Source organism: Aliiroseovarius sp. D2-2, assembly GCF_055809455.1.
On the sequence record NZ_CM147913.1, the window covers coordinates 2,058,604 to 2,083,691 of the forward strand.

The 25,088-nt window shown below is 53.4% G+C and carries 20 protein-coding genes and 2 tRNA genes; 7 read left to right on the top strand and 15 right to left on the bottom strand.

Annotated elements, in window-relative coordinates; all coding sequences use genetic code 11:
* Positions 1 to 4: 4 nt before the first annotated feature.
* From rnd to purM, 3 genes are all read right to left on the bottom strand, one after another.
* Positions 5 to 1,165, bottom strand: a complete 1,161-nt coding sequence (gene rnd, locus AC0L6A_RS10160) for a ribonuclease D (protein ID WP_473289774.1) — start codon at positions 1,163 to 1,165, stop codon at positions 5 to 7.
* Between the two features lie 107 nt (positions 1,166 to 1,272).
* A complete protein-coding gene (gene purN, locus AC0L6A_RS10165; protein ID WP_473289776.1) occupies positions 1,273 to 1,878 on the bottom strand; it encodes a phosphoribosylglycinamide formyltransferase in 606 nt (201 codons plus the stop codon).
* Entirely contained in the window at positions 1,875 to 2,924 is a 1,050-nt protein-coding gene (gene purM, locus AC0L6A_RS10170; RefSeq protein WP_473289779.1) for a phosphoribosylformylglycinamidine cyclo-ligase, read from the bottom strand. The genes purN and purM overlap by 4 nt, the downstream gene beginning before the upstream one ends.
* Before the next feature lie 124 nt (positions 2,925 to 3,048).
* Here purM and AC0L6A_RS10175 point away from each other — a divergent pair.
* Positions 3,049 to 3,124 (top strand) — tRNA-Ile (locus tag AC0L6A_RS10175).
* Between the two features lie 136 nt (positions 3,125 to 3,260).
* Complete coding sequence (locus tag AC0L6A_RS10180) at positions 3,261 to 4,292, top strand: NADP-dependent oxidoreductase (RefSeq protein WP_473289781.1); 1,032 nt, start codon at positions 3,261 to 3,263, stop codon at positions 4,290 to 4,292.
* A gap of 51 nt (positions 4,293 to 4,343) precedes the next feature.
* On the opposite strand, the gene AC0L6A_RS10185 is transcribed toward AC0L6A_RS10180, so the two are convergent.
* The gene (locus AC0L6A_RS10185) at positions 4,344 to 5,099 is read right to left on the bottom strand and encodes a class II aldolase and adducin N-terminal domain-containing protein (protein ID WP_473289782.1); all 756 of its coding nucleotides are present in this window, start codon (positions 5,097 to 5,099) and stop codon (positions 4,344 to 4,346) included.
* 80 nt (positions 5,100 to 5,179) lie between these two features.
* Positions 5,180 to 6,529 (bottom strand): ATP-binding protein, encoded by a 1,350-nt coding sequence (locus AC0L6A_RS10190; protein ID WP_473293457.1) that lies wholly within the window; start codon positions 6,527 to 6,529, stop codon positions 5,180 to 5,182.
* A gap of 90 nt (positions 6,530 to 6,619) precedes the next feature.
* On the opposite strand from AC0L6A_RS10190, the gene AC0L6A_RS10195 reads away from it, so the two are divergent.
* Both AC0L6A_RS10195 and AC0L6A_RS10200 read left to right on the top strand, forming a co-directional pair.
* Positions 6,620 to 7,546, top strand: a complete 927-nt coding sequence (locus tag AC0L6A_RS10195) for an MBL fold metallo-hydrolase (protein WP_473289784.1) — start codon at positions 6,620 to 6,622, stop codon at positions 7,544 to 7,546.
* A gap of 49 nt (positions 7,547 to 7,595) precedes the next feature.
* Positions 7,596 to 7,670, top strand: a tRNA-Asn gene (locus AC0L6A_RS10200).
* Between the two features lie 548 nt (positions 7,671 to 8,218).
* Here AC0L6A_RS10200 and AC0L6A_RS10205 read toward each other — a convergent pair.
* From AC0L6A_RS10205 to AC0L6A_RS10240, 8 genes are all read right to left on the bottom strand, one after another.
* A complete protein-coding gene (locus AC0L6A_RS10205; protein ID WP_473289786.1) occupies positions 8,219 to 9,364 on the bottom strand; it encodes an alanine racemase in 1,146 nt (381 codons plus the stop codon).
* Complete coding sequence (locus tag AC0L6A_RS10210) at positions 9,361 to 10,560, bottom strand: N-acetyltransferase DgcN family protein (protein WP_473289788.1); 1,200 nt, start codon at positions 10,558 to 10,560, stop codon at positions 9,361 to 9,363. Before AC0L6A_RS10210 ends, AC0L6A_RS10205 begins: the two co-directional genes overlap by 4 nt.
* A 36-nt stretch (positions 10,561 to 10,596) precedes the next feature.
* Positions 10,597 to 11,331, bottom strand: coding sequence for a hypothetical protein (locus tag AC0L6A_RS10215; RefSeq protein ID WP_473289790.1), 735 nt, complete (start codon positions 11,329 to 11,331; stop codon positions 10,597 to 10,599).
* A gap of 145 nt (positions 11,332 to 11,476) precedes the next feature.
* Positions 11,477 to 11,830, bottom strand: a complete 354-nt coding sequence (locus tag AC0L6A_RS10220) for a hypothetical protein (RefSeq protein ID WP_473289792.1) — start codon at positions 11,828 to 11,830, stop codon at positions 11,477 to 11,479.
* A complete protein-coding gene (locus AC0L6A_RS10225; protein WP_473289793.1) occupies positions 11,827 to 12,129 on the bottom strand; it encodes a hypothetical protein in 303 nt (100 codons plus the stop codon). Before AC0L6A_RS10225 ends, AC0L6A_RS10220 begins: the two co-directional genes overlap by 4 nt.
* 1,124 nt (positions 12,130 to 13,253) lie before the next feature.
* Entirely contained in the window at positions 13,254 to 13,484 is a 231-nt protein-coding gene (locus tag AC0L6A_RS10230) for a helix-turn-helix transcriptional regulator (RefSeq protein ID WP_473289795.1), read from the bottom strand.
* 87 nt (positions 13,485 to 13,571) lie between these two features.
* A complete protein-coding gene (locus AC0L6A_RS10235; RefSeq protein WP_473289796.1) occupies positions 13,572 to 14,282 on the bottom strand; it encodes a hypothetical protein in 711 nt (236 codons plus the stop codon).
* 240 nt (positions 14,283 to 14,522) lie between these two features.
* On the bottom strand, positions 14,523 to 15,719 hold the full coding sequence (locus AC0L6A_RS10240) for a tyrosine-type recombinase/integrase (RefSeq protein ID WP_473289798.1): 1,197 nt from the start codon (positions 15,717 to 15,719) through the stop codon (positions 14,523 to 14,525).
* 772 nt (positions 15,720 to 16,491) lie between these two features.
* Here AC0L6A_RS10240 and AC0L6A_RS10245 point away from each other — a divergent pair.
* Entirely contained in the window at positions 16,492 to 16,962 is a 471-nt protein-coding gene (locus tag AC0L6A_RS10245) for a hypothetical protein (RefSeq protein WP_473289800.1), read from the top strand.
* 16 nt (positions 16,963 to 16,978) lie between these two features.
* Here AC0L6A_RS10245 and AC0L6A_RS10250 read toward each other — a convergent pair whose 3' ends face one another.
* A complete protein-coding gene (locus AC0L6A_RS10250; RefSeq protein WP_473289802.1) occupies positions 16,979 to 20,446 on the bottom strand; it encodes a trifunctional glycoside hydrolase family 18/polysaccharide deacetylase/glycosyltransferase family 2 protein in 3,468 nt (1,155 codons plus the stop codon).
* 176 nt (positions 20,447 to 20,622) lie between these two features.
* Here AC0L6A_RS10250 and AC0L6A_RS10255 point away from each other — a divergent pair, with 176 nt between their 5' ends.
* Positions 20,623 to 23,313 (top strand): DUF3131 domain-containing protein, encoded by a 2,691-nt coding sequence (locus AC0L6A_RS10255; RefSeq protein WP_473289804.1) that lies wholly within the window; start codon positions 20,623 to 20,625, stop codon positions 23,311 to 23,313.
* Between the two features lie 64 nt (positions 23,314 to 23,377).
* Here AC0L6A_RS10255 and AC0L6A_RS10260 read toward each other — a convergent pair whose 3' ends face one another.
* Positions 23,378 to 23,827, bottom strand: coding sequence for an Lrp/AsnC family transcriptional regulator (locus AC0L6A_RS10260; RefSeq protein ID WP_473289805.1), 450 nt, complete (start codon positions 23,825 to 23,827; stop codon positions 23,378 to 23,380).
* Positions 23,828 to 23,972: 145 nt separating this feature from the next.
* Between AC0L6A_RS10260 and AC0L6A_RS10265 the strand changes: the two genes are divergently transcribed.
* Positions 23,973 to 25,088, top strand: coding sequence for an amidohydrolase (locus AC0L6A_RS10265; protein WP_473293459.1), 1,116 nt, complete (start codon positions 23,973 to 23,975; stop codon positions 25,086 to 25,088).

Genomic DNA, 25,088 nt, shown 5'->3' on the forward strand with positions numbered 1-25,088 from the left:
GGTCTTAAACCTCGAACACTTCGACACGCTGCCCTTTGGCAGCAAGTGCTAGTTTACCGTCACACAGTCTTTGTGCATCGTCGCCAAAGACTTCTGCACGCCAACCGGTCAACGCCTTCATGTCCCGCTTTCCAGCGGCTAGAGCGTCCAAATCAGCGGCTGATGCGATCAGTTTCTGGGCGACTTTCTCTTGTTCGCAACGGGCCTTCAGAAGCACACGCAGAAGATCGGCCAATGCTGGGTTCACCTGAAGCTTCTCTTTCGACCGGTCTGACACTTTCGGCAGCTGATCATTTGGAAGCTCAATTCCCACGGTGACTGCTTTCAAGATACCGTCAGCGATATCGCCTTTGCGCGCCTCGCGAAGCAGCAAACGCGAACGGTTCAAATCTTGCATATTGCGTGGTTTGGTCGACGCGAGCTCAAGCAACGCATCGTCCTTCATCACGCGGTTACGCGGGACGTTCCGGGCTTGAGCATAGCCTTCCCGGAACCGGGCAAGTTCTTTCGCCACACCAAGGAAACGCCCGGAATTCGTGCGCGTTTTCAAACGTTTCCATGCGTCTTCAGGATGAATGGTATAGGTCGCCGGATCGGTCAGACCGGCCAGCTCTTCCTGAACCCAGTGGGCACGACCCGAGCTTTCAAGTTCTTTCGCCAGATGTTCGTAAATACCGCGCAAGTGGGTCACATCACCTTGCGCGTACTTCATCTGCGCATCGGTCAATGGGCGGCGCGACCAGTCGGTAAACCGGCTGGATTTATCCATCTGCTCGCGCGAGATTTTGCGCACAAGCGTCTCATATCCGACCTGATCCCCAAAGCCACAGACCATCGCAGCGACTTGAGTGTCAAACAATGGACGCGGGAAAACACCCGCTTCAACAAAGAAAATTTCAAGATCCTGACGCGCTGCGTGAAACACTTTGACCACGCGTTCATCACGAAACAGCTCATAAAGCGGCTCAAGCGACAGACCATCGACAAGTGGGTCCACAAGAACGGCGTCTTTATCGTTGTCACCCGGAACGGCCAATTGGATCAGGCATAGCTTCGAGTAATAGGTGCGTTCGCGTAAAAATTCAGTATCGACGGTCACATAAGGGTGCGAGGTTGCGCGGATACAGAATTCTTCCAGCGCTTCGGTCGTCGTGATCGTGATCATAAAAAGTCTACCTGCTCTTTACCGCACCAAACTAGGGCTTTGCACGGGTTTACGAGGAAATTCCACGAAAGGGAAGCCCACGGCGCTGCTCAGCCATTCTGTCCGTTTCACGGTAGTAAAACGGGCGTCCGGTCACCGTCAGCAAACCGCCGCAACACTGCTGGATACAGGAGATGTTCTTGCACCAGCACGCGTGCGGCCAAACTGTCAGAAGTATCGCCCGCTTCAACAGGTACACGCGCCTGTCCAAGGATCGGGCCGCCATCTAACTCAGCCGTGACTTCATGCACGGAACAGCCTGCTTCCGCATCTTCGGCATCAAGTGCGCGTTGATGCGTGTGGAGGCCTTTGTATTTCGGCAAAAGCGACGGGTGGATATTCAAGCACCGCCCCGCCCAATGACCGGTGAAGGTGGGGGTTAAAATCCGCATGAACCCTGCAAGGCATAGAATATCTGGCTGCGCGGCATCCAACTTGGAATTTAAAGCTTTTTCAAAGCCTTCCCGGTCACCCTTAAAGTCCCGATGATCAACGACTGCGGTGGGAATACCCATGGCTTCGGCTTTGGCCAGCCCACCGGCATCTGGTACATTCGCCAGAACCAAACAGGGCCGTGCCGGGTGATCGCCGGTCATAGAGTTGACCAGCGTCACCATATTAGAACCACCCCCAGAAATCAGGATGGCTACCCGTTTCTTGGGGGTGTCGCTCACGCGAGCGTTCCCAGATAGCTGACGCCCTCGCCCTTTTGGATACGGCCAAGTCGGGTCACGCGTTCGCCTGCGTTGGTCAACTGCTCGGTCACCTCTTTGGCGGCTTTTGCATCAACCACCAAAACCATGCCCTGACCTGAATTAAAGGTCTTCAGCATTTCGGCCTCGCTCATGCTGCCGGTTGCAGCCAACCATTTGAAGACTGGGGGCAACTCCCATTCGTCCAGATCGACCAGCGCACCAAGCCCCTTGGGCAATACACGCGGCAGGTTTTCGGTCAAACCACCGCCCGTAATATGGGCCATCGCATGCACGCCCCCATCCCGCACGGCATCCAGTGTGGAACGAACGTACAGACGGGTTGGGGCCAACAGCGCCTCACCCAGCGTGATCTCAGCATCCCAAGGACAGTCCGCATCCCAACCAAGGCCAGACACTTCAACCAATTTGCGCACCAGCGAATATCCGTTCGAATGCACCCCGTCGGACGCGAGCCCCAACAGCACGTCACCTTCGCGCACGCCTTTGGGCAGATCTTCACCGCGTTCCATCGCACCGACCGAGAATCCAGCAAGGTCAAAATCGCCGTCTTCATACATGCCCGGCATCTCGGCGGTTTCCCCACCGATCAGCGCGCAGCCCGACAGCTCGCAGCCCTTGGCGATACCTTCGATGATGCGCGCGGCCTTGTCTGTCTCCAGACGACCCGTTGCGAAATAATCCAAGAAGAACAATGGCTCAGCGCCCTGGCAGACAAGGTCATTCACGCACATGGCCACAAGATCGATGCCGATCGTGTCCACGTTGCCGGTGTCAATTGCGATGCGCAGCTTGGTGCCAACACCGTCTGTTGCCGAAACCAGAACCGGATCGGTGAAACCAGCCCCTTTCAGATCAAACAGTGCGCCGAAACCGCCCAGACCAGCCATCACACCGGGGCGATTGGTGCGTTTTGCGGCGGGTTTGATCCGCTCGACAAGTTCGTTGCCTGCGTCGATGTCCACGCCTGCATCCGCATAAGTGATACCGTTCTTGCCGTCGCTCATGTCTATCCCCCGGATGGCGCCTAAAGAAATCTGCGCATCCGATAACTTAAGGCACGCTAAGAGTCCACGCCCCGCTTGACGCTGCGCGCCAGTTTGCTAGCTATGGCGCACCGAGAGAAACAGTGGGCCTGTAGCTCAACGGTTAGAGCAGAGCGCTCATAACGCTTTGGTTGGGGGTTCAAATCCCTCCGGGCCTACCATCTTTTCCTGAAGTTCATCCGCTATACGCATTTCACGAGCCATTTTCCGCAGTTGGGGCAAATGCATAGATGACAATCCGCTCGTAGTGATGGTCCATAACGGGTTACACTACAGTTACACTGACAGGAGCATTTCATGCCACAAACCGCATCCAGCAACCGCCGCATCGTCTTGGCAGAGCGCCCCAACGGGCTTCCGGATCAAAACACGCTTCGTCTTGAGGACACCGCCGTTCCCACCCCGAAGGATGGTGAGATGCTGTTGCGCACAGTTTTCCTGTCGCTCGATCCATATATGCGCGGGCGTATGAACGATGCGAAATCCTATGCTGAGCCTGTGAGAATTGATGACGTGATGACCGGTCAGGTCGTTGCAGAGGTGATGTCTTCAAATCTTGATGGGTATTCGGCGGGTGACTTCGTTCTGGCTGGAAGCGGCTGGCAAGACTATGCCGTCTCTGATGGCACCGAAGTGATCAATCTTGGCGCATCACCCGCTAACCCCTCATGGTCATTGGGTATTCTAGGCATGCCAGGCTACACCGCTTACGCTGGATTATTGAAGATCGGCGAGCCAAAGCCCGGCGAAACCGTCGTGGTTGCAGCGGCCTCAGGCCCAGTTGGCGCCACGGTCGGTCAGATCGCAAAAATCAAGGGCTGCCGGGCGGTGGGAATCGCGGGTGGCGCAGAGAAATGCGCGCATGTGGTGGACAATCTGGGCTTTGACGCCTGTATCAATCACAAGGCTGAAGACTTCGCTGAACAGCTTGCCGCCGCCTGCCCCGACGGCATTGATGTCTACTTCGAAAATGTAGGCGGCAAGGTGCTTTATGGTGTGTTGCCTCTTTTGAACCCCTTCGCACGTATGCCCGTTTGTGGTGTCGTGTCATGGTACAACCTAAACGGTCTTCCCGATGGCCCCGATATGGGCCCCGCCATCATGGGCACGATTCTAAGAATGAAAGTGAAGGTGCAAGGCTTCATCATTTTCGACAGCTTCCCCCTGAGCACCTACCAAGAGTTTGCTAAGGACATGACGGGCTGGTTGGCCGAGGGAAAGGTCAAATACAAAGAACAGGTTGTCGATGGGCTTGAGCATGCGCCCAAAGCACTTAATGATCTGCTTCTTGGTAAGAGCTTTGGGAAAATGGTGGTTAAGGTCGATTAGGACCGAGCCACCTTATAATCAAAGCAAACGGCGAAGGCGCCAAACACACGCTCAAGTCGCGTAGTTGCTGCCTTCGTCGTCCAGAATGGCCTTCAGTTCCGCCATATGGCGATCCCCTTGTTCGGGGTAGTTCTCGAGCTCTTGCGCCGTCTTTTCAGCGACCTCGTCAGACAACACACGCAAAGGCTGGCCGGTTTGCAGCGCTCGGATATATGTCTCGGCCGCGCGTTCGAAATAGTAAAGCCGGTTGAATGTGTCGGCGACGCTGTCTCCGATCACCAGTACGCCGTGATTGCCCATGATCATCACCTTGACCTTCGGGTCCGTCAGCATCGCGGCACAGCGCGCGCCTTCATCCTCAAACGCCAACCCACCATAGCCATCGTCGATCACATAGCGATTGTAGAACGTCGCGCAATTCTGATCGATTGGTGGCAGATTGCTATCCGCCAAAGACGCCAAAACCGTTGCGTGGATCGAATGTACATGCATCACACAGCGTGCGTGCGGACAATGGCGATGCACCCCACCATGCAGCCCCCACGCGGTTGGATCGGGCGCGTCGGGACGATCCATAGTAGACGGATCCTCGGCGTCGATTTCCAGCAAGTCCGAGGCCCGGATGCGCGCAAAATGCATCTGGTTGGGGTTCATCAGGAATTTTGTGCCGCTGTCATTCACCGCAAGGCTGAAATGGTTGGCCACCCCTTCGTGCATGTTCAGCCGTACTGTCCAACGGAAGGCCGCAGCGATATCAACGCGTTCATTCCAATGGGCAATGTTGGGTATGGGGGCGGTTAGCGTCATGGGGTGCTCCTACGTTTCAGCATTAGAAAACGACGCCTCTGGGATCTTGTCTTGTCAGTTTGCGACCTGACGGTCGGGGATTAAAGCGGAAGAACAAGCTCGACCTTCAAGCCGCCCATATCCGCGCTTTCCCCCAATCGCAAATGTCCGCCGTGTCCGCGTGCAATGTCGCTGGCAATGGCAAGCCCCAGACCCACGCCAGACCCCTTGTTCTGGTTGCGGGATTTGTCCAAACGCGCAAATGGTTTCAAAGCTTCTTCGCGGTCTTCAGGCGCAATCCCCGGTCCGTCATCTTCAATCACGAACCGCAGATCCCCGCGCCCAGTAACCAAAGAAAACCGCGCCTGCGATCCATAACGCGTCGCGTTGCCCAGAAGATTCTCCAAAGCCCGTTCAAGCGAAGCGCGCCTAAGGGGACGTTCACCGGGATCAGACAGCTCTCCCAATGTGACCTTCATGCCAGCACGTTGCGCATTCTCGGCCAAGTGATGCACCAACGCGACCGGATCAACAGGTTCTGGCGCGTCTTCCAGCGCCTCGGCCTGCGCAAAGCCCAGAAAACGATCCACCAGCCGCTCCATATCGTCGACATCGCGTTCCAAATCTTCACGCGCATCATCTTCAATCATCGACAGACCCAATTTAAGCCGCGTTAAGGGCGTTCGCAGATCATGGCTGACGCCGGACAGCATCAACGTACGTTGCTCGATCTGGCGATCAATTCGGGACCGCATGTCCAGAAACGCTTTGCCAGCTGCACGAACTTCGGTTGCGCCTGCCAGCCTGTATTTCACCACCTGCCCTTTCCCGAACGCCTCAGCCGCACGCGCAAGGCGACGGATTGGTCGCAACTGATTGCGCAGGAATAAGTATGCGATCAGCGTCATCAAGAACCCTGCGACAACCATCAAAACAAGCAATTGATGCGGGTTTGTCGCCGAGACGCGCTGGCGGGGCAGCTCAACCTGCATGATGCCATACTTGGTGGGGAGCGCGAGCGTGACCTTCTCCCGATCTGACACAAGATCAGCGCCCAACAATTCTGGCAAACCGGTTTGCAAAGTGCGCAAAACCCGCGGACCGGTGAAATCCAGCAGCCTCACCTGCGTTGAAACCTCAGGAGCGGGAAGTTCGACACGCATTGAAAGCGGTTGGGCAATACGCCCGGCCTGCGCAACTGCATGCTCCAACGATGTGGCATTGCCCACCTCATTTCGTAGCAGCGCGATTTCAGCAACAACAGATTCTGTCATCTGAACTGTGATCCGGTTGAAATGCCGTTGGATAAACGCAACTGAAACAACCAGTTGAAGCGTGACAATCGGGACCAGAAGAATAAGCGCCGCACGGCCATTTAGACTGCGTGGCATAAACTGCTTAAGCCACGCAAAATCGAGCCACTTTGTGCGGTTTGGACGATTGTTCTGCATCATGGCCCGACCCTATGACGCGGCGACGCGCTTGCCAAGCGAAGGGTGCGGCGTCAGGAATGACGAAACGACAGCCTAGGAGCGTCAAGAATGACATCTGATCCCGCACAGCGCCCGCCTGCAGGTATCATGCAGCAGATGGAACCCGGCATCCGCCGAATTATCGCGCCAAACCCATCGCCGATGACCTATTGGGGCACCAATACGTTTGTGCTGGGCGAAGGTGATGTTGCGGTGATTGATCCCGGTCCCGCCGATATGGATCACCTAGAGGCAATTCTGGACGGCCTTGAGCCAAAGGAACGCGTCACACAGATTCTTGTGACTCATGCCCATTTGGATCATTCACCCCTTGCATCTTTGCTGTCGCAATCGACCGGCGCTCCGGTCTTGGCGTATGGCGATGCACTGTCGGGGCGAAGCGATGTCATGCGCGATCTTGTGGCGCGCGGCTTGTCGTCTGGTGGCGAAGGCGTGGACGCTGAATTTACCTGTGACATCTGCCTTGAAGACGGTGAGAAATTCACAGCCGGTGGTGTCGAGGTCGAGGCGATTTGGACTCCCGGCCATTTTGCCAACCACTTAAGCTTTGCCGCACAAGGCGTTGTTTTTACTGGTGATCACATCATGGAATGGGCCAGTTCCCTAGTGTCTCCGCCAGATGGGGATCTGACGGCCTTCATGGCCTCGTGCCGAAAGCTGGTGGCCCGATCAGACCGCGCCTATTACCCGGCACATGGGAACCCTATCGATACCCCCAAAGAGCGTTTGGACTGGCTGATCAACCATCGCCAGTCTCGCGAAGCCGAGATCCAGGCCACTCTAGATCAGCTGAAAGAGACAACAATTCCCGCCTTAACCCGCGCAATCTACAAGGAAACTCCGGTTGCCCTAATCCCTGCCGCAGAGCGCAACGTCTTCGCCCATCTGATCGACCTCGCCACGCGCGGAATAGTCTTCGCAACACCCGCGCTTGAAGCAAATGCTGTTTTTCGAATGTCGGATGAAAAAAAGTAAATTCGCCTCTTGCGGCCCTAAATCGCCCTTGCTATATCGCCCCACATGTTCCGGCGTAGCTCAGCGGTAGAGCAGTTGACTGTTAATCAATTGGTCGTAGGTTCGATCCCTACCGCCGGAGCCATAAAAAACCTTCAAGCTCAATAGCTTGAAGGTTTTTTGGCTTTTAGGGCGACTGGTTTAATTTGAGCCGCGGAAGCGCTACGGAAGCATCGCGACCTTTAAAGCACGTTGTAAATTTGTCGCAACATTTCCTACAAACTAAATCCTACTGCAAACATTGTTCATGGTTCACTTCAATTAGCCACCTTTACGACGGTCAAAACGTAGGGCTGATTTGAGCCCGATATGCCAAATACTGATATAAGCGCGAAAGTCTGCCTCGTACGGAACGAGGCTAACAACAACCGGTTATCAAACTCAATTTTTGGTTAAGGTCGTGTTTTAGACCCGCATCCTTTGTAGATTTTTTCCCGTTGAGTTAGCGCCGGCTAGACGTTCCAGGAGCAAATGCAACTCCATTGCGCCAAGCTGTCGTCGACTTGCACTGGCCACAAATGCGGTTGCCAAAGCTATCACTTTCAAAATACCCACTACAGCGTAAACAACGGCGTTTTTTGGGGACGTCGCTGGCGGCTTGAATGGCCGGGTTTCTGATCAGACGTTTCTTCTTCATTCAAAGCCCCCATCAATTGCGACCAGGGACAGTTTTGGTTGAGTGTTACGCTTCGGCCCGCGTGACGATACATCGTATGCGCTATGCATGACTTCTGAAACGTCGGGCGCGGCCATGGCGCGCATCAGTGCACTGTAATTTGGCTGTGTGTTTACTTCATTTCCGGGTCGCAAGCCGCGATCTTTGGTTTCTACGACGGTGTGGTCGCTTGTTGCCCCCGCCAGCACAATCCCTTCTGGGAACTTTAGTCCGGCAATATCAGTGTCCTGATACCCGATGGCGAGGTTTACCCGGATGCTTTCAACGTGATCGGGGACCAATCGCAGCGATGGAACTTCCGGAGAAATACGAGAGTTGCTGCAAGATAGAGTTTTGACTTTTGCTTCAATCACTTCAACTTTGATTGAAAATGCATCCGTATGCAGTCCGGGGATTGGATTTCCCGTTAATGGATGAACACCCAAAAGGATCGCCTCACCCAGTCTGAGTTCATTGATGCGCCCTTTTTTGAAAGGCCCCAGAGCCCAAGGCAGGCTTGCCGAGCTTCCGCCGGAAACAGCTTCCATACAAGGCCCATGCGCGCCTTCGACTTCATCGGCGAGGGCAGAGAAGGTTGCCATCGTGCAATGATCGGGTTCCTTTCGTCCAAGGCAGGCAAAGTTGGTTGCTATTCCGTTCAAGGAAACGCCAGGCAGATCGACAATCCGGGCCACGAGCGCGCTCAGATCATCAGGCAGAATTCCATCCCTAAGGTCTCCCATCTCGATCAACAAAATAACGCCGTGAGTTTCTCCCTCCCGATGCGCGGCCGCGCCTAAGGCCGCGATCGTTTCAAATTCGGAGTTGTAGCTTGAACTGCAAGCGTCTGTTACCTCGCAAATCTGGCTGAGCATCGGCGGCCGTATCATCACGATGGGGGCCGTGATGCCCGCCCGCCTCATTCTTAGAACATTGCTAATCCGTGCGTCGGCCAAGCCGCTAACACCGCCATCAAGCATGGCCTTGGCTATCTCAGGATGCCCACACACCGCCTTGGTAACGCCGATCACACTGATCCCAAGCGGGTGAAGCCGCTGGACCAGTATGCGCGTGTTGTGGCGAACTTTATCAAGCTCAACGTCGATGCGGGGCGTGGCGGTCATAACTGTCCCGAACTGCGGCGGGGGTGCAACACTGGGAATGCATCACGAACCATCGAAACGAGATCATAGACCGGACGGGCAAGAGCATCGGTGACGGGCAACTCCAGTTCGTCGGAATACCTCGAAATCGCCCCATCAATCTCGTCGTCGGACATGCCTTCGTGGTTCAGCGTCAACCCGATCACCGTGGTGTCCGAAAAGGCTTCAATCAGAGCAATTTCCGACGAAGGGGTCGGCATCGCCATATCGGGAAAATCACAGCGAAAATCACGCTTGGGTGCATGCTGAAGGATAACAGCATCAGGTTGGCTTCCCCGCAGGATGAAGGCTGACGTGCAAAATGCTGGATGGCTAAGTGCGCCTTGACCCTCAACCAAGATGACATCCGGGGTTTCTGCATCAGCGGCTTCGACGATTGCTCGTTCCAATTCACCGCAGCAGAATTGTGGTGGGATAGCATCCATTGCGATCCCATGTCGGGCACCCTGCATCAGCCCTGTTTGGCCTGTTCCAACCAGCACGGTTTTGACGCCTTTTGCATTTAAAGCTTCGGCCAGAACGGTTGCCGTTGTGCGCTTGCCGATTGCACAATCGGTCCCCATGACGGCAATGCAGATGGCGTTGACACGCGACACTGAACCATCAAACAAGCGCATATCCTTGGCCGGTCGCGGTTTTCGGATGTCACGGATCGAAACTTCGCCTAATTTGGCAGCCTCTTTGATTTCCGGATCGTCGCTTAGGAATTCGTGCAGGCCGCTGACAATATTCATACCGAAGCCGATGGCATCCAAGATGACTTCGCGATCCTTGGCAGACAGCTTGCCAGTCGACGGGGCCATGCCGTAAATCAGCGTGTCTGGAACCTCTAATCCACTGAAAACTGCCGTTTTCAGATCGCAAAACAGCGGGATGTGGTTGGCGGCTCCATCTAGAACAATACCGCTGTCCTGTCCGGCCTTGTCACTGTCGATGACCGAATGAATACGATAGGCTTGAGAATGCCGAACGAGTCCATTTGCGGTCTTTCCGTCGATTTTTGCGAAATTACCTTCACAATACACAACGGCAGAAGGCGCGCGCGTGACAGGTGTGTCGATTACGTTAGTTGAGCTTACTGACGTATCCGCTGGTGGCCCTTGGGCAACGCGGATGTTTTTCAGAGGCGATCTCGGTTTGAGGTTTGTAGAATCCATGATTTTTCCTTTTTGAACGGTCGGCAGCACCTGAGACTAGCGCCTCGGTACGCAACGCCCTTCTTTGAGCTGAAAATTTCGATTGCAGGTCCAGCGGTTGCCTGCGTTGTCCAGATGCGCATTCTCGGGCAAAACAATTAGTTCGCACCCGTCATTGACTTTCGAGTATCCACGCTCGCACACCCATCTAGAGTTGGACGATGAGCCGTCGAAGTAAGCGTTCGAGGGGACGATGACCGCATCACACCTTTGTTCGTTTTCAAAAAAGCCACGCTCGCAAACCCAAGGTTTCCCATAGCGTCGTGGATTCAGATAACCGTTCATGGGTACGTCGATGGCAACACACTTGCCTTCGCTGGCCGTAAACCCCCGATCGCAATGCCATTCCGTTCCATAAACAGAGCGTTCGAGATAAGCATGTGGGGGTACAACAATCTTGCGACAGGTCTCTTCCATCTTCTCGAACCCGCGCAAACAGCGCCAGCGCTCTCCTAGGGAATCGAGGTATCCGCCCTCGGGAACGACAACTTTTACGCAATTTGTTTCGTTGGTTTCTCTGAAACCATGATGGCACTCCCATCCCTTGCCATAGGCGTGATTGATGCCATAGGCGTTTTCGGGAATGACAACGGCGACACATTGATCACCGTCGGGCCTGTAGGCAACATCACATTCCCACCCGTCGCCATATCTCTTGGCATGGGCGTTTTCAGGAATGGATGTGGCTGTAGATTGTGCGGAAACCTGGGTCGCGAAAACCGACAATACCAAACTCAGTGCATATCCTGTTCGTAACAAGTTGCTCTTTTGACCTGACTTGCGTCGACGCGTAAAGAACCTCGCAAAGAACCCCTGTTGCCTCGAACGTGTGTCCGCGCAATCACCAGCCACACCCTCACCGGGTATGGGGCCAGCCTTACGAAGCATCAAGGTCAATTCCTTCGATACAGGCTTCTGCCAGATTCCGATCAGGTGTATCGGACCCGGGTACGGTTGCCCATCCGGTGGCCATCATCGCGCTGCGTCGTGTGAAACCTGCTGTGGCCTTAAGTCCGGCCAGTTTGACCAGCCGTTGCGGATCGCTGGCGGCCATTTCCAAGCAGACCGGCACCATCGAGCGGGTGATTTCATCGTTGGCGAAAGCTCTAGCCGCTTTATCTGCGGCGCCACTGCTTTGCCATCCGCCCCAGCTGAATCCGATCATCGGGATCGCAATTGCGCCGACCACGAAACCATATATTCCTGGTTTAAGCCATTTAAAGTCATTCATAGTTTATCCTCCGGCGGAGGAAGCGCCGCCACGCTGTCATGAATTTGTTCTGAAAGGGCGCGATCCGTGACAAGAGCCAAATCGAGGTCCGCCTCGCGGATTGGAAAGTGTTGCGTAAGACCTTGGCCTTTCTTCACCAGAAAGGTCGCGGTTCTTCGATACGCCTCAAAGCTCAGATTTTGGATAAGTTCGTCTTCAGCGATGACCTGATATTGCCCTGCAGGCAATGTGCCGGGACAACCGGCCAGTTCGAAAGGATAAGCAAACGCCACCACAGTGGTCGTCGTGCGCGAGGTCATCGGCACCTTTCCCAAAAATCACGGCGATTTCGCCGGGACGTCTGAATTTTCTTGATGGAACACTGCGATTTCTAGTGCAGGCTGCTTGCCCGCTCGATTAGAATTCGCATTCATGTATTGTTTCTATATAGGGAGATTTCAAAATTTTTCAACCAGTTAAAGCCGCATTCAAAGTTGAAAGAGTGGCAACTCTCCGAGGCCCAGTCTTCAATTCACCGAGATACTAAGGTCTTATCATGTGACCCCTGCGACGCAGAACCGGACAAGCAAAGTATTGCACGGTACGTTAAATAGGTCCGCATGCAGACTTTAGCGAGGAATGCAGCGTATGACGGCTCAACACCCTTCGTCACCTAAGATCACCTCTGCTTGAAAATGTGTCAAAACTTGATCTTTTTCGTCTTTCATTCTCTGCTCAAATACCCGGTTTCAGACACCCGGTCTTCTCCCATAACTTCACGCATGATCTCAACTGCTCTCTGGGGAGTTACGCGCGGTCTTAGCTGCCCCTCTTCACCCGTAGCGTTCTGCGCATCATTGTATATTCTTGTGTTCTTTCAGGTGTTCCTCGTTTGATCCGGTCCGCGCAGACCGTATTTGGAGAACCGCTCGGACGGGATGGAGGCATCCCTTCACTCCTGTCCTCTGAAACCTCTCTGACCGGATCAAACGATCCGTGATCATATAGGACAGGCGTGATTTCCGTTTCCTGCTAAACAATCCTGTAGCGATTTGTCTGCCGACCTCCACGAAACTCGCTTACGCAGACCAAGTGCCCTCGTTCCTCCATGAGCTTGAGAGCGGCCCGAACACTGCGCACTTGCGAGTTTATCACTTCGGCAAGCGTCGATTGAGCAGGCCATGCGAGCAAGCTTTCGCGATTGAGCCACTTGGGAAATGCGAGAGCTATTCGCAGGGCGATCCCTGTCAATGCCTTGTCGGCAGCAACTTGCTCCGCCCAGGCCTGCTTCACCTCTGAGTAGCTCGCCGCCTTGCTCCTGCTGCTGGGGCTCAAAGCTTTGCTTTGGCCCCTGCCCTGCACATCCGACAAAACGGAACCTATGCTTCGTGGTGCTCTGGAATTGGTGCCGTCTTGAATTGACATATCAGAACCTCATTTCGCGTCATTCAGAGGTATTGGTAACAATGCGTGCTTCGACCCAATCCAGAAGGTCGCGACGACGATATCGCACTGAGCGCGCCGACACTTTCACGAATTTTGGCCCGCCTCCGCGATGACGCCAATTCTGCAAAGCACGTACCGAGTAGCAAAGGATCGATGCTGCTTCGCGTTCGTCCATCAGTTGATCGAGATCACTGTCGGCAGCTTTGAGGATTTGTGTTGAGTAGTTCATTTTCATGTTCTCCGCTTAGAAACGTTTGATGTCTCTGTTCTGCGGAAGTCCTGAACCACAAAAAACAACAATAAAATGGCACCGAATTTATTGTTTTTTGGCCTGATCATAGAGGGGTTGTATGATGCGTCGAATGGTTTCATCATTCGGCGTGTCAGGCGTTACCGTTGCTTCTGAGCAATGCACTGCAAGCCACTGTCTTATAAGAATATAATTTCTTTTCATTGGCGCTGTAGTATCGACATTTCCCTCTTTCAAAAGCGCATTGAAAGCTGCTTCGATCTGAGGTTTGATTGTGGGGCGTCCAACGGGTTTGGCAGGCTCAGCAAACTTCACGCCTGAACGCTCAAGAGTTTCAGCATGCAGTTTCTTGGCAATTCTCTCCGCTCGCTCTGCCGATATAAAGCGGACCTCTAAGGTATGTAGGCCATGCGAACGCAAGGTGCCTAAATCCCAGCGAAAACGCGCAGCACCGCCAAAATCCGAAGCTTCCAGCTTAATCGGCACATCCTGACGCTTTCGAGGGTGTTCAAATCCCAAAGCAAGTACATTACCCGCCGCCAGCGACTGCAATAGCCGTTCTTTGCCGGTTTCGGTTAACCGGTTGCGATCGTGATCAAGAGCGCTCGTTTCGGCAACCGATTGACTTAGAATAGCCAAGGGATCGCCATTCGCAGCTTCCTTCGCATCCGCTTGCGACTCGAGATTAGCGACCATTGCAGAAAGGGTAAATTTCGGCTTGGCAAAATCAGCGTGTGTTTTTCCTTTGGGCAGGCAATCTGACGGAAGGAATGACAATGGGGCTGTTTGGGATGGCGTAGCGTTTTCCCAAAGGAGGATCAGAAGTGACGTTTCAAAGGGGGACAAAGTAATCTCAACCGGGTTTAGAACTAGGTGCCTTTAGATTACCTTATGTAGCGAAAATTCTGCCAGTTAAATCCCTATGTAATGTAACGTTACGCCCTCGGACACAAAGAGACCCATCCAGACCAAGCACCAAGCGTCCGAATGACCTGCCCCACCTCCCTGTTCGGTGGGTTAACCCGACACAACGCGAAGTTTGGGATTGGCAGTCGCTCCACCCCGTTGGCGAAGCGCACCAGCTAGCCGACTGGCAACTGATCCAGCCGCAGCTTGCACAGCATGGTCTGCCAAATGTGAGTATCGCAATGTCGTTTGCAAACTCTTATGACCCAAGATTTCTTTAAGCATGAACGGATCAACACCGTTCATAACCGCAACAGAGGCGTAGGTGTGTCGCAGATCATGCATTCGCACATCAGAAATCCCAGCTTTCTTGCGGACACGCAGCCATGTCTTTTGCAAGTTCACAAGGTGCTGCCCTTCAACCACTCCGACGATAACGTAAGGGTTTGCCGGCACCCGCTCCAATGAACCAAGGATTTCGCGAGCCTCTGCTGGCAAAGGAATACGCCGACGTCCTGTTTTGCTGTCTGGCAGTTCTAAGTGAAACGGCCCGACATGATCCCATTGCAAGGTGAGAATTTCCCCAAGGCGACAACCTGTAAGGAGTAGCAAGAAAATCGCAGAAACCGCATAGGGGCTTTCCTCGCCTTGCTCCAACGCATCTAAAAGCACGCCACCAAGGCGACCCTGTTCATCATCGCTTAGATAACGCTTCTTCTCTTCTTCCTTGAACTTCTTGATACGCCGGGCCGGGTTGGTCCCATCACTGCGAAGTCCCCAATCCTCCGCCAAGTTGAACATCTTCGATAGGATGCTAACTGCGCGATTGGCCATATAGGGCTTCTCGCGCAGCTCATGGTGAAACGTCACGATATCTGCACGGGTCACATCTATGATTTTTCGCGGACCCAACTTGGGGCGAATGCAACGGCGAATGACGATCTCATAGCCGTTTCGCGTATTAGGTTTGCAGTGATGCTCCGCATACTCTTCAAGAAACCGATCACAGAGCGAGGCCACAGTAGGAGCTTGCAGGCGGCTCTTACGTTCCTCCGAGGGATTTCCCCCCTTAGCGACCTCTCCAAGCAGCTTACGCGCTTCTTTGCGCGCCTCTTCTGCGGTTAATGCGCCATGCTGCCCGATTGAGCGGCGTCGGGTCCGACCATCCGCCCGATACTGCACAAGATAGCTCCGCCGCCCCGAAGGAAACACCCGCACACCAAATCCGGCAAGATCATCGTCCCAGAGAAGATAGTCCCGCGCTTCAGGTTCCAACCCATTCACAAACCGCTTGGTCAATTTCACCATGTTCCGCCCTCTCCAATTGGCTTCCCTTGCTCCGGTTTACGGAAGCATTACGGAAGCACTGTGCAGCGCTTCATAGAGTATTGAATGAATCTTCAGCGTGGATTTCGTCAATAATTATCGTTCAGTGTCAGCCACTTATGTCAGACGGGCGCGTTCTGGCGAAAACCGGAGAAACCCGGTTTTTCCGGCTGTTAATCAATTGGTCGTAGGTTCGATCCCTACCGCCGGAGCCATATAAATAAGGCCTTTCGCAATAGTTTGCGGAGGGCCTTATTTATTCAAACATCTCTCTGAATTATTTAGCGAAAAGTCGCGTCCATACATTCCGGAAACGCGGTTGCCTTGAGGGGCTTCACGTGAGCCTCCGCGCCATACATTCAACGAGGACAATCGTTTTACCTGCTTGGTCCAGCGCGATTGGTTCGCCCCTGATTGAGAGGAGAATTGCCGATGTCATCCATTCAATTGAAATCCATAAAATAAACACAATATACGTGTACAAATACAACTTAGTTGACGTGGATTGTGTCTGTTTCGGCAAAAATACCTGCTTGAAAAGTCGCAAAACAAGATGGGCGTACCTATATCGATTTTTTGCATCCTAAGCCGAGAAGGCTTTAGCGATGTTGAATTTATTTTGCACGTTTTCTGGCCACTGCGGTCGATGCAGGCGTTGCACTGTAGCCTACTGGAAGAATGACCAGCGGTCGATCTTCCACTATCGAATTCGAGCCAAGGGAACGGTCAAAGTTCCCGAGTTGAGGAGAGCGAAATGACGATGTTGAGGGCAGCTCTGTCGATCTTGTTCATTACACAACTGTTTTTTGCGCAATCGGCGCTGGCTAAGGTGACCTGCGAAGGTAATTGGCAAAGCGCAGCTTTGACCAACTATGAAAGTTACCCGGACCCAGGCAGTGAGGAATGCGTCAAGTATAATGGCTGCAAATGGGCTGGCCAGTTCTACGGTGTGAAGGGCAAAAAATCCGAGAAATGGGTGGCAAAGACCAATATTGCCGCCGTGCATCAGAAGCATTGGAGCAAGTTCGGAGGCAAGCACCTGCGACTGCGAAAAAACGGTCAGGAGATCATCGTCAAAGTGCTGGATCTGTGTTCCGACGCTGATTGCAACGGCTGTTGCACCAACAATCTGGGTGGTGATGGTTTCCTTATCGATATTGAGAAACACACCATGCAGAGGTTCGGATCCGGCTCAGGCGCGGTGAGCTTCCAAACCTGCAACTGACCAGTTTTGATACCTATTAATTGTCCTGACCTGAAATCCGGTCGGTGGACACATTCCTACTATGTGCACGGGACAGACTAAGCGTATGAACTGGGTTGATCGACGACGTCCGAGTGATTTTGCGCCATCCTGTGAAACGCCCCGTCATCGCCCGCGCAATCGAACGAAGGGCTACCATCCAAAAAATTTGGCGATAGAAGAACCTCTGGGTCAGGACCCAAGGCAGTAGTCGCTTGTTTTCTTTTGGCTCGAGGCCAAACGCTATGGTCGCCAGTACGAGGTCCGAGAGCAGATAGGCAACATAGGCAATTGCGACAAGGACAGAGGTGCTTTGCATCGATGCCCAAGACGCATCAGAGAGTTGGTCGGCCAGAGCGAACAGATTTACGATCACCACGATGTCCGCGATGGGCGCGAAAACTGAAAACACGGCCCCAAACAAAACCAAATCCGGGATCGAAATCATTCCGATGACGCGGCGCTCCAGAAATGCGGATTTGTGCTTCCATGCAACCTGTAGCATCCCAAAGTGCCAGCGCAACCGCTGCCTCATCCACTGTGGGATTGTCTCAGGGGCTTCGGTAAATGCGTGCGCCTTAGGTTCGAATACAACCTTATAGCCAGCGCGGACCATTGAAACAGTGAGGTCCGCGTCTTCTACAATGGTCTGGGTCGTGTAGCCACCAGAGCTTTGCACGGCTGCCTTCCGCCAAGCTCCGATCGAACCGGGCACGACCATGATGCCATTGATAACTTCAAAGGCCCTTCGATCTAGGTTTTGGGCGGTGATGTATTCGATCGCCTGAAGGCGGGTCAGCAAATTGCAACGGTTCCCGACTTTGACATTACCTGCAACGGCTCCGACTGTTTCATCGTTGAAATGCTTGACCAACTGGCCAATTGCCTCAGGAGAAATAATGGTGTCGGCATCAATGGCGACGAACACGGGCGTTTTGATCAGCCTCATCCCGTGGTTCAGCGCTTCTGCTTTGCCTTGGTTTTCTTGTGTGACAAGACGAACACGGGGATCAGATCCGAAATTGGCCATAACCACCTTAGCGGTGTCGTCCGTGGAACCATCATCAATGACGATCACCTGATCGATCGGGTAGGACAATTCAAGCACAGATGTCACAGACTTGGTTATGACCGTTTCTTCGCAATACGCAGGGATCAAAACGGAGACAGGCAATCGCGCCTCACCGCTTTTGTGCACGCGCCGTTCCTTTATCAGTGCAAGTACCAATATCGTCAGTGATCGAATGATACCGACTGTGATTAAGAAAAAGAAAATTGCTGTCAAAGCGGAGTTCAGTGTTCTCATTAGCCAAAATGACGTGTCGCGAACTAGGTCTTCTCTTTTCACCTCGCTGCAAGGCTTTTGGGGCGCGCATCGATCTGAGATACTCGCCAAAGAGACAAAGGACACCCCCTCTTTCTGAAGCGCCTCGATAATCTTTGGAAGCGCCTGAACCGTCTGCTTTCGATCACCGCCTGCATCGTGAAGCAGGACTACATTTCCTTGATTTTCCTGAATGAGGTCGGTGACGGTTTCAGCGATTTTGTCCGCGCCGGGGCGGGTCCAATCAGTCGAGTCGATTTCAATGCCGACGACAACATAATTTTCGTTCGATATCAGACTAAGAACTCTCGCCTCATCCGGCGTTTCTGGGTTCTCATCGAACCCATATGGAGCGCGGAACAAGTTCGTGTTTATCCCCGAGATGTGTTCGATCAGCTCCTGCGACGCATGGAGTTCCAGTTTAAGGCGCAGTTCGGATATTTCAGAAATGTTGGGGTGGTAGTAAGTATGCACACCCAGCTCATGACCTTCCTCAACGACACGTCGGGCGATCTCGGGGTTTTTTTGAACGCGGTCACCAACAACAAAGAACACCGCCGGAACGTCATATTCTTTCAGGATATCCAGTATTTGCGGCGTGTATTTTTTGCTTGGTCCATCATCGAAAGTAAGGATTGCGGTATTTTTCGGTAAAGCACCGCTCAACGAGATCGTAAACGGATGGGGAAGGTCTATGTAGTTGGCATCAACTATCAGGCCGCTTTCCGGATCAGTTTCCAAGCTCCGCAATCCTGAAACAGCAGGGTTTTGAACCGTAAGAAGCGGACCGTCCCCAACGTATTTGACGTGAGAGGCCAGTTCGATTTTCTTTAAGGCACTCTGGGGATTACTCTGATCTGGAACCGTGGGGGAAAGAAGTTCCCATACTCCGGGGTCCCCTCCGTTTACGGGCCAGATTGCCACCCCACCAATTTTCTCAAGAGGGGTTTGTCTTAGCTGGTTATAGGCACTCAATGCATCCAGAAACCAAATCTGATGCCGCAGTCCTTGAGCATCCAAAAATGAAGCTTCCGAGTTCAGGCTTCTATGGTCAAACTCTATGGAACCGTTGTGCTTGGCCACGGCCTCGGTGATATCAAAGAAGGTCAAGTAGTCAGGGTTGGACTGTCCACTGGTCCATTCCATACCAAAACTGCCAAGCGCGATTGTCAGCTTTTCTGCAGGGATCTCATCCTGCAGCGCCGTCAGTCTTTCAACGTACCAATCCTGAGGAGAAAGCGGCGCAGGTCCGCTAAATGGGCCAGGTTCCTGGAAGGCCAACACAACAAGGCTATCCGCCAGATCCGCAGCTTTCGGATGTTGTAACAGCCCGTCGTCAATTGACGCGATAATACAGCTTTCTTTTCCTGAAAAATCGAACTCTTTTTTCAACGCCAAAGAAAACGCGACTATGGCTTCGGTTTCATTGGCATCCGCTCCGGCGAAATCGAGGCAAAGGCCATCAAATCCGTTACCCTCAACCAAAAGGGCCATCTCTTGAATGAGGTCGGTTTTCTGATTGGAAGCAGCCAACCACCCTGCCCCCTCATTGCTTTGGTTGAAACCGGAAGTCACAACAGGAACAAGTCTGACGCGATTTTTGTTCTGCAACCAAATGTCTTGAAGTTTGTCGCGTTGGACGTTGGGAAGTTCTGTAACTTCACCGAGCTGATGATCAAGTAAAAACCATTGCGGCATCAGGACATCAACTGCCGCAATGTTTGCACGCGTTTCCGCCAAACCTGCGATAGACCAATAGGGAACATACGCGCGCACTGTGGTATCCTGAACATCCCGCCGCAGCGCTAGTTCGCCCTCTAATGGCGCGTAGTCCTTAAATGTCTCCGTCCAATTGACGGCCTCCGTGACATTCGACGAAGAGGTCAGAGGATCGCCCTGACCGTCTGGGGAAGGCAACATGAATTTGTCCAAGCCACTATCAACGGTTTCTGGCGCGGCTTCTACGGAACTCGATGGAAGTTCCGAATTCAACATTTGCGCAAAGAACAGAACGAACCACACTAAGCCGAAAACCAGGAAAACGGCTGAAAAAACAGTAACGACCACAAGCCGATGGGATGTGGGATCAAAAAATACTGGTTTGTTCGAGGTTTCGCCTTCGGTCTTTTTGGGCTTCTTCAAATTCGGTTCCCCAGGTCGTGCCGACTAAACATGCTGCTCTTCATATGAAGTATGGCACGCTCACTGAGTGGGCGAAATGCGTATACTGTCGCAGGTCGACGAGGTGCGGCAACTTGGTTGTTGGCCGTTGTATGTAGAACTGCAATGCTAAACTAGGCCGTTATAGAGGTGAAAAAATGGATCGCCGTACATTTCTATCCCGCATTGTTGTCAGCGGAGCGGCTGCGCTTTCACCGCCTTTACAGGCGGCAGGATCGACAAACACCTACCCAGGTATTTTGCTCATCAATGGTGTGACGCCGAACACCTCGCCGTCTGGGCTTTTCTCGCTCCTTGATCCGATCATTTCTCAGAATACTCCAGTGTGCATTGCGATCTCATTCGCTTCCGAAGAATGGGGCACATCAAGTGCCACCGCTGGCTTAATGAAGCTGTTCTCGTCGATGTTAGAGAACTACCCGGGATTGATTGATCTGGCCCTTGAACTGCCCGATCTCTCTTCTCAACCTGCGTATCTACGCATGCGATCCGCGAGCGTAGCGCGGAACCAATTCAGGCGAGCTTTTTCTGAGGCCACCGGCAAAGAGGCGCCCGCGACCGTTCCGCAGACAATTGTGACCCGACGCCCAAGTGGCGAGGTCCCAACCATAGAAGGGCTACGATCAGCTGGTGTCTTAACTTCCATCCTGCTTTCAGACTCCGGTGAGCCGACTGAGATCTGGCGAAACACCGACGGCACCCAGCAGACAAACGGCGGATGGGGCTTTCCACCGTCGCCATCCGGTAAGGAAGTTTCCGCGACAATCTCCAGGGCGACGCTCCACGACGGGCCCGTTGTTTTTTCCCTGAACTACTCTGATACCGTTGCGCAAAGCGATGAGGAACTGTTTGAACAAGGCGCAATCTTCGGAGACGCGTTTCGACAAAACCTGACCACCAGCCGGACCTATCTCATCTTGCCATCTGAGTTGAGGTTCAGATCAGGTGACGCCTTCGCGCGCCACTTAGTGGTTTGCATCCAGAAAGACAAAAACGTCAGCTCCGCAGCCTCGCTCAGCGCAATACTTTCGGCGGCTGGGGTGCCATTTACAGAGATCAACCAACCGCTTGAGGGCGCGGATCAGATGTCCGGCGTGACGTCAAAAGCAACTAACGCGCAGATGCCGCATAACTGCTTTATGGTCGCGGCGACGGACGACAACACGTGGCAAAAAGCCAGGTATCAAGCTTTCCAAGGCATTACGCCAGATGCGGCGCAGAACACCGTCACGCCCACACCATGTGCGGCGATTGGTGAAAGTTACGGCCGCTCTGAAACTGAAGATAAGCATGCAGGGTTTGAGGTCATCCTTAACTTGTCACGCGATGAAATGCGGGTTTCTGGGTTTGATGCCCACGGCGCCTTGCAGGTTCGCACGTCACTTGTGCTTGACGGTAGCAATTCCATTTCTTCTATGGACACACTCCAAACGTGGATTGAGGAAGCAACCTCACCCGCTGAAGATGTTGTGCTTCTGATCAAAGAAAAGGAATTCAGCGAGAAAGGCGATGCGAGCACACTAGCGGACGAGCTTTCAAAACTTGGAAACTCCAATGAGTTCAATGTCCTAGATGTGGCGCAATACCTAGAGGCCGTTTCGGTCAAGAGCGAGCCCGCCAGGCTTCTGCGTGCTGCTCGGCGCTGGCCTGTCCGCCAGAACGCGGACGAATTAGACGCCACTGAACGCGCCTTGTTGATCGAAGACGCAAAATTGGCTTGGTCCTACTTCGATCATCTGACAAACCCTGACAGTGGTTTGGTGCCAGCAACAGCTTGGCTCGACGAAGGCAAGATTCAATCCTATCAGTTCAGCACAATGTGGGACACTGGTTCTCAGGTGCTCGCCATCATAAGCGCGCATAACATTGGCATATTGAACGACGCAGAATTTGCTAAGCGAACAGAGGCGGTTCTTGAAGGGTTGGCAACGGCTGACAACAATGGCTTGCGACTTCCAAAAGGCCTGACATCCACCGACGGGAAAGCCGTCGGCATTGATAAATACAATGCCAGCGACACGGCAAGGCTGTTGACCGCGCTATACCTGCTTGAAAACTACACGGATAAGGACCTTGGAATCCGTGGTATTCTTAAAGGCTGGGATCTTGTTGAAACCATCCGGGATGGAGTTCCCCTGACCGTGCGCGGCACAAGTTTGGTATCATCATATCGTTCCAACTACGCAGGCTATATCGCGCGGGGTTTTGGCCTTTGGGGGTATCCGGTAAAATCACCTTATTCGGAACCAAATCCTGGCTCGCCATTCGACCAAGGCGTCCACGTCCTTCACGACATTGCAGAGTTTGGCCCGATCGGCACAGAGCCGCACCTGCTTGAAGCCGTCGAACTGGGCGCATCCAACTTGGCCCGCGCAGCATCGGATGCGCTTTACGCAGCTCAGATCGAGGAATACCGCGCGACCGGAAAACTGGTCTGCGTTTCAGAGGGTCCGATCAATCGCGAACCGTGGTTCGTATACCAAGGGTTTCAAATTGGGGAAGACCAGGGCCAGTGGGCCTATGAAACACTAGATCCTTCTCCTCGCTTCAAGACGAAGGGGTTCACCCGGATCGTTGACATGTTGAACAGCAAAGCAGCATTCCTGTGGAACGTCTATAGACCTAGCGAATACAACGACCTGCTGCTCGCACACACCCGAGAAAACGCAAAAATCACCTCGCTTGGATTCAGTCCGGGGGTGTTCTCGGTCGCTGGCAATTCAATTCAGGCCTACAGCGACGTGAACACGAACGGTATCATCTTGCAGGCAATCGCTTACATGCTGAATGGACGCAAACCCTGCGTCGAATGGAAATTCAAGGGTTAACTGATCAGACGAAATCCTTCTGAAACCGTTCTTCACTGCTTCATCAGCCCGTCCGGGCGTGGTCTTAAAGAACGTCCAAAGAGCTTTTCACCCGATCCATAACGATTGACGTTTTAAACCGGCTGATATTTGATTCATCAAAGAAGTAAGCTTGGGTGAAGGCTTCATATTCCTTGATGTCACGCACGTTTAGGATCAGTAAAAAATCAGCCTCACCCGTTGTGTAATAGCATTGCTGAACCGAAGGCGCGTTGCGCATTTTGCGTTTGAAAGCATCAAGTTGTTGCCGGTTCTCGCGTTCCAGAATGACCTCAACAACCACTGTGAGCTCTCGGCCCAACTTGTTGGGGGATAAAACTGCAATCTCTCGTTCAATCACGCCAGTTTCGCGCAGCTTCTTCAGCCGTTTCTGGACCGCTGCGGGGGACAGGCCAACGGCTTCGCTGATCGCTTCGGCGGTCAGACGGGCATTTCCTTGCACCAAGCGCAAAATCTGTAGGTCTTTGTCATCCATGCTCTGAATTTCCTCTCGAATTTGAGGGATTGCAATAATATTCGTCACACTGGATGCATATTTCGATGCAAATCACCCGGATGGTCCTTCTAATATGGCTTCAACACGGGTCAAAAGGATTGGCAGATTGGATCATTTGACAGAGATGCGGCGACAGTTTCATCGCACGCCTGAACTGGGGTTTCAGGAAGACAACACCAAGTCGACTATCGCGAAACATCTGCGAGACCTTGGGATTGAGGTGCATGAAGGCGTTGGTGTCGTTGGCATCTTGCGACAAGGCACCAGCAATCGCGCAATCGGGCTGCGGGCCGATATGGATGCGTTGCCGATCTTGGAAACCTCAACACATGATTACGTGTCGCAAAACCCCGGCGTGATGCATGCCTGCGGGCATGATGGGCATATGACCATGCTGCTTGGGGCGGCCGAAAAGCTTTCTTCTGAGGGTGGCTTTGACGGCACTGTGATCTTCTTGTTCCAACCGAACGAAGAACACGGGCTCGGTGCGCGGGCCATGATCGACGAAGGCATCTTGGAACGATTTCCGATGGAGGAGGTCTATGCCATTCACAACTTGCCCGGCGCCCCGGTGGGCGAAGTCTCGACCCGCAAGGGTTTGATCTGCAGCAGCGAAAGCCTGTTCGAGATTACAGTGCATGGTCAAGGCGGACATGCGTCCATGCCACAGGTGGGCGTTGATGCGATTACGGTGGGGGCCGAGCTGGTGCTGGCCCTGCAAACGATCGTTGCGCGCAAACTTGCGCCCGGCGCAGGCGTGGTCGTTTCTGTGACTGAATTCCTGACCGATGGGCAGCGCAATGTTTTACCGGGGCAAGCCATCCTGAAAGGCGATGTCAGGGCCCGCGCGCCCGAGGATCGTAACAAGGTCGAAGTGCTGATGCGCCAGATCGCCGATGGCATTGCCACGGCACATGGCATCACCGCGACGGTTTCTTTTCAGACCGAGTTCATTGAAACGATCAACGCCGAATTGCCAACCGAAGCAGTTGTGCGTGCGGCAAACGCCGCAGATCTTGACGTGATCCCGGATCGACAACCGATGAGCTTTTCCGAAGATTTTGCCCATTTCACCGCCGCTATCCCCGGTTGTTTTCTGTTGATGGGCAACGGCACCGATGGGGCCCATGGCCAGCCGCTGCATGCCTCGGACTACGACTTTAACGACGACCTTCTGCCCATTGGGGCTACGTTTTGGACAAAACTGGTGCGCGATCGCCTGCCTGTGCGAAAGGACTAA

Excerpts from the sequence above, each read along its gene's own strand:
- AC0L6A_RS10230 (WP_473289795.1), bottom strand. The coding sequence starts at position 13,484 with ATGAACTACTCAACACAAATCCTCAAAGCTGCCGACAGTGATCTCGAT.
- rnd (WP_473289774.1), bottom strand. The coding sequence starts at position 1,165 with ATGATCACGATCACGACGACCGAAGCGCTGGAAGAATTCTGTATCCGC.
- purM (WP_473289779.1), bottom strand. The coding sequence starts at position 2,924 with ATGAGCGACGGCAAGAACGGTATCACTTATGCGGATGCAGGCGTGGAC.
- AC0L6A_RS10180 (WP_473289781.1), top strand. The coding sequence starts at position 3,261 with ATGCCACAAACCGCATCCAGCAACCGCCGCATCGTCTTGGCAGAGCGC.
- AC0L6A_RS10190 (WP_473293457.1), bottom strand. The coding sequence starts at position 6,529 with ATGCAGAACAATCGTCCAAACCGCACAAAGTGGCTCGATTTTGCGTGG.
- AC0L6A_RS10205 (WP_473289786.1), bottom strand. The coding sequence starts at position 9,364 with ATGACCGCCACGCCCCGCATCGACGTTGAGCTTGATAAAGTTCGCCAC.
- AC0L6A_RS10225 (WP_473289793.1), bottom strand. The coding sequence starts at position 12,129 with ATGACCTCGCGCACGACGACCACTGTGGTGGCGTTTGCTTATCCTTTC.
- AC0L6A_RS10255 (WP_473289804.1), top strand. The coding sequence starts at position 20,623 with ATGGATCGCCGTACATTTCTATCCCGCATTGTTGTCAGCGGAGCGGCT.
- AC0L6A_RS10240 (WP_473289798.1), bottom strand. The coding sequence starts at position 15,719 with ATGGTGAAATTGACCAAGCGGTTTGTGAATGGGTTGGAACCTGAAGCG.
- AC0L6A_RS10210 (WP_473289788.1), bottom strand. The coding sequence starts at position 10,560 with ATGGATTCTACAAACCTCAAACCGAGATCGCCTCTGAAAAACATCCGC.
- AC0L6A_RS10195 (WP_473289784.1), top strand. The coding sequence starts at position 6,620 with ATGACATCTGATCCCGCACAGCGCCCGCCTGCAGGTATCATGCAGCAG.
- AC0L6A_RS10220 (WP_473289792.1), bottom strand. The coding sequence starts at position 11,830 with ATGAATGACTTTAAATGGCTTAAACCAGGAATATATGGTTTCGTGGTC.
- AC0L6A_RS10260 (WP_473289805.1), bottom strand. The coding sequence starts at position 23,827 with ATGGATGACAAAGACCTACAGATTTTGCGCTTGGTGCAAGGAAATGCC.
- AC0L6A_RS10185 (WP_473289782.1), bottom strand. The coding sequence starts at position 5,099 with ATGACGCTAACCGCCCCCATACCCAACATTGCCCATTGGAATGAACGC.
- AC0L6A_RS10245 (WP_473289800.1), top strand. The coding sequence starts at position 16,492 with ATGACGATGTTGAGGGCAGCTCTGTCGATCTTGTTCATTACACAACTG.
- AC0L6A_RS10265 (WP_473293459.1), top strand. The coding sequence starts at position 23,973 with ATGCGGCGACAGTTTCATCGCACGCCTGAACTGGGGTTTCAGGAAGAC.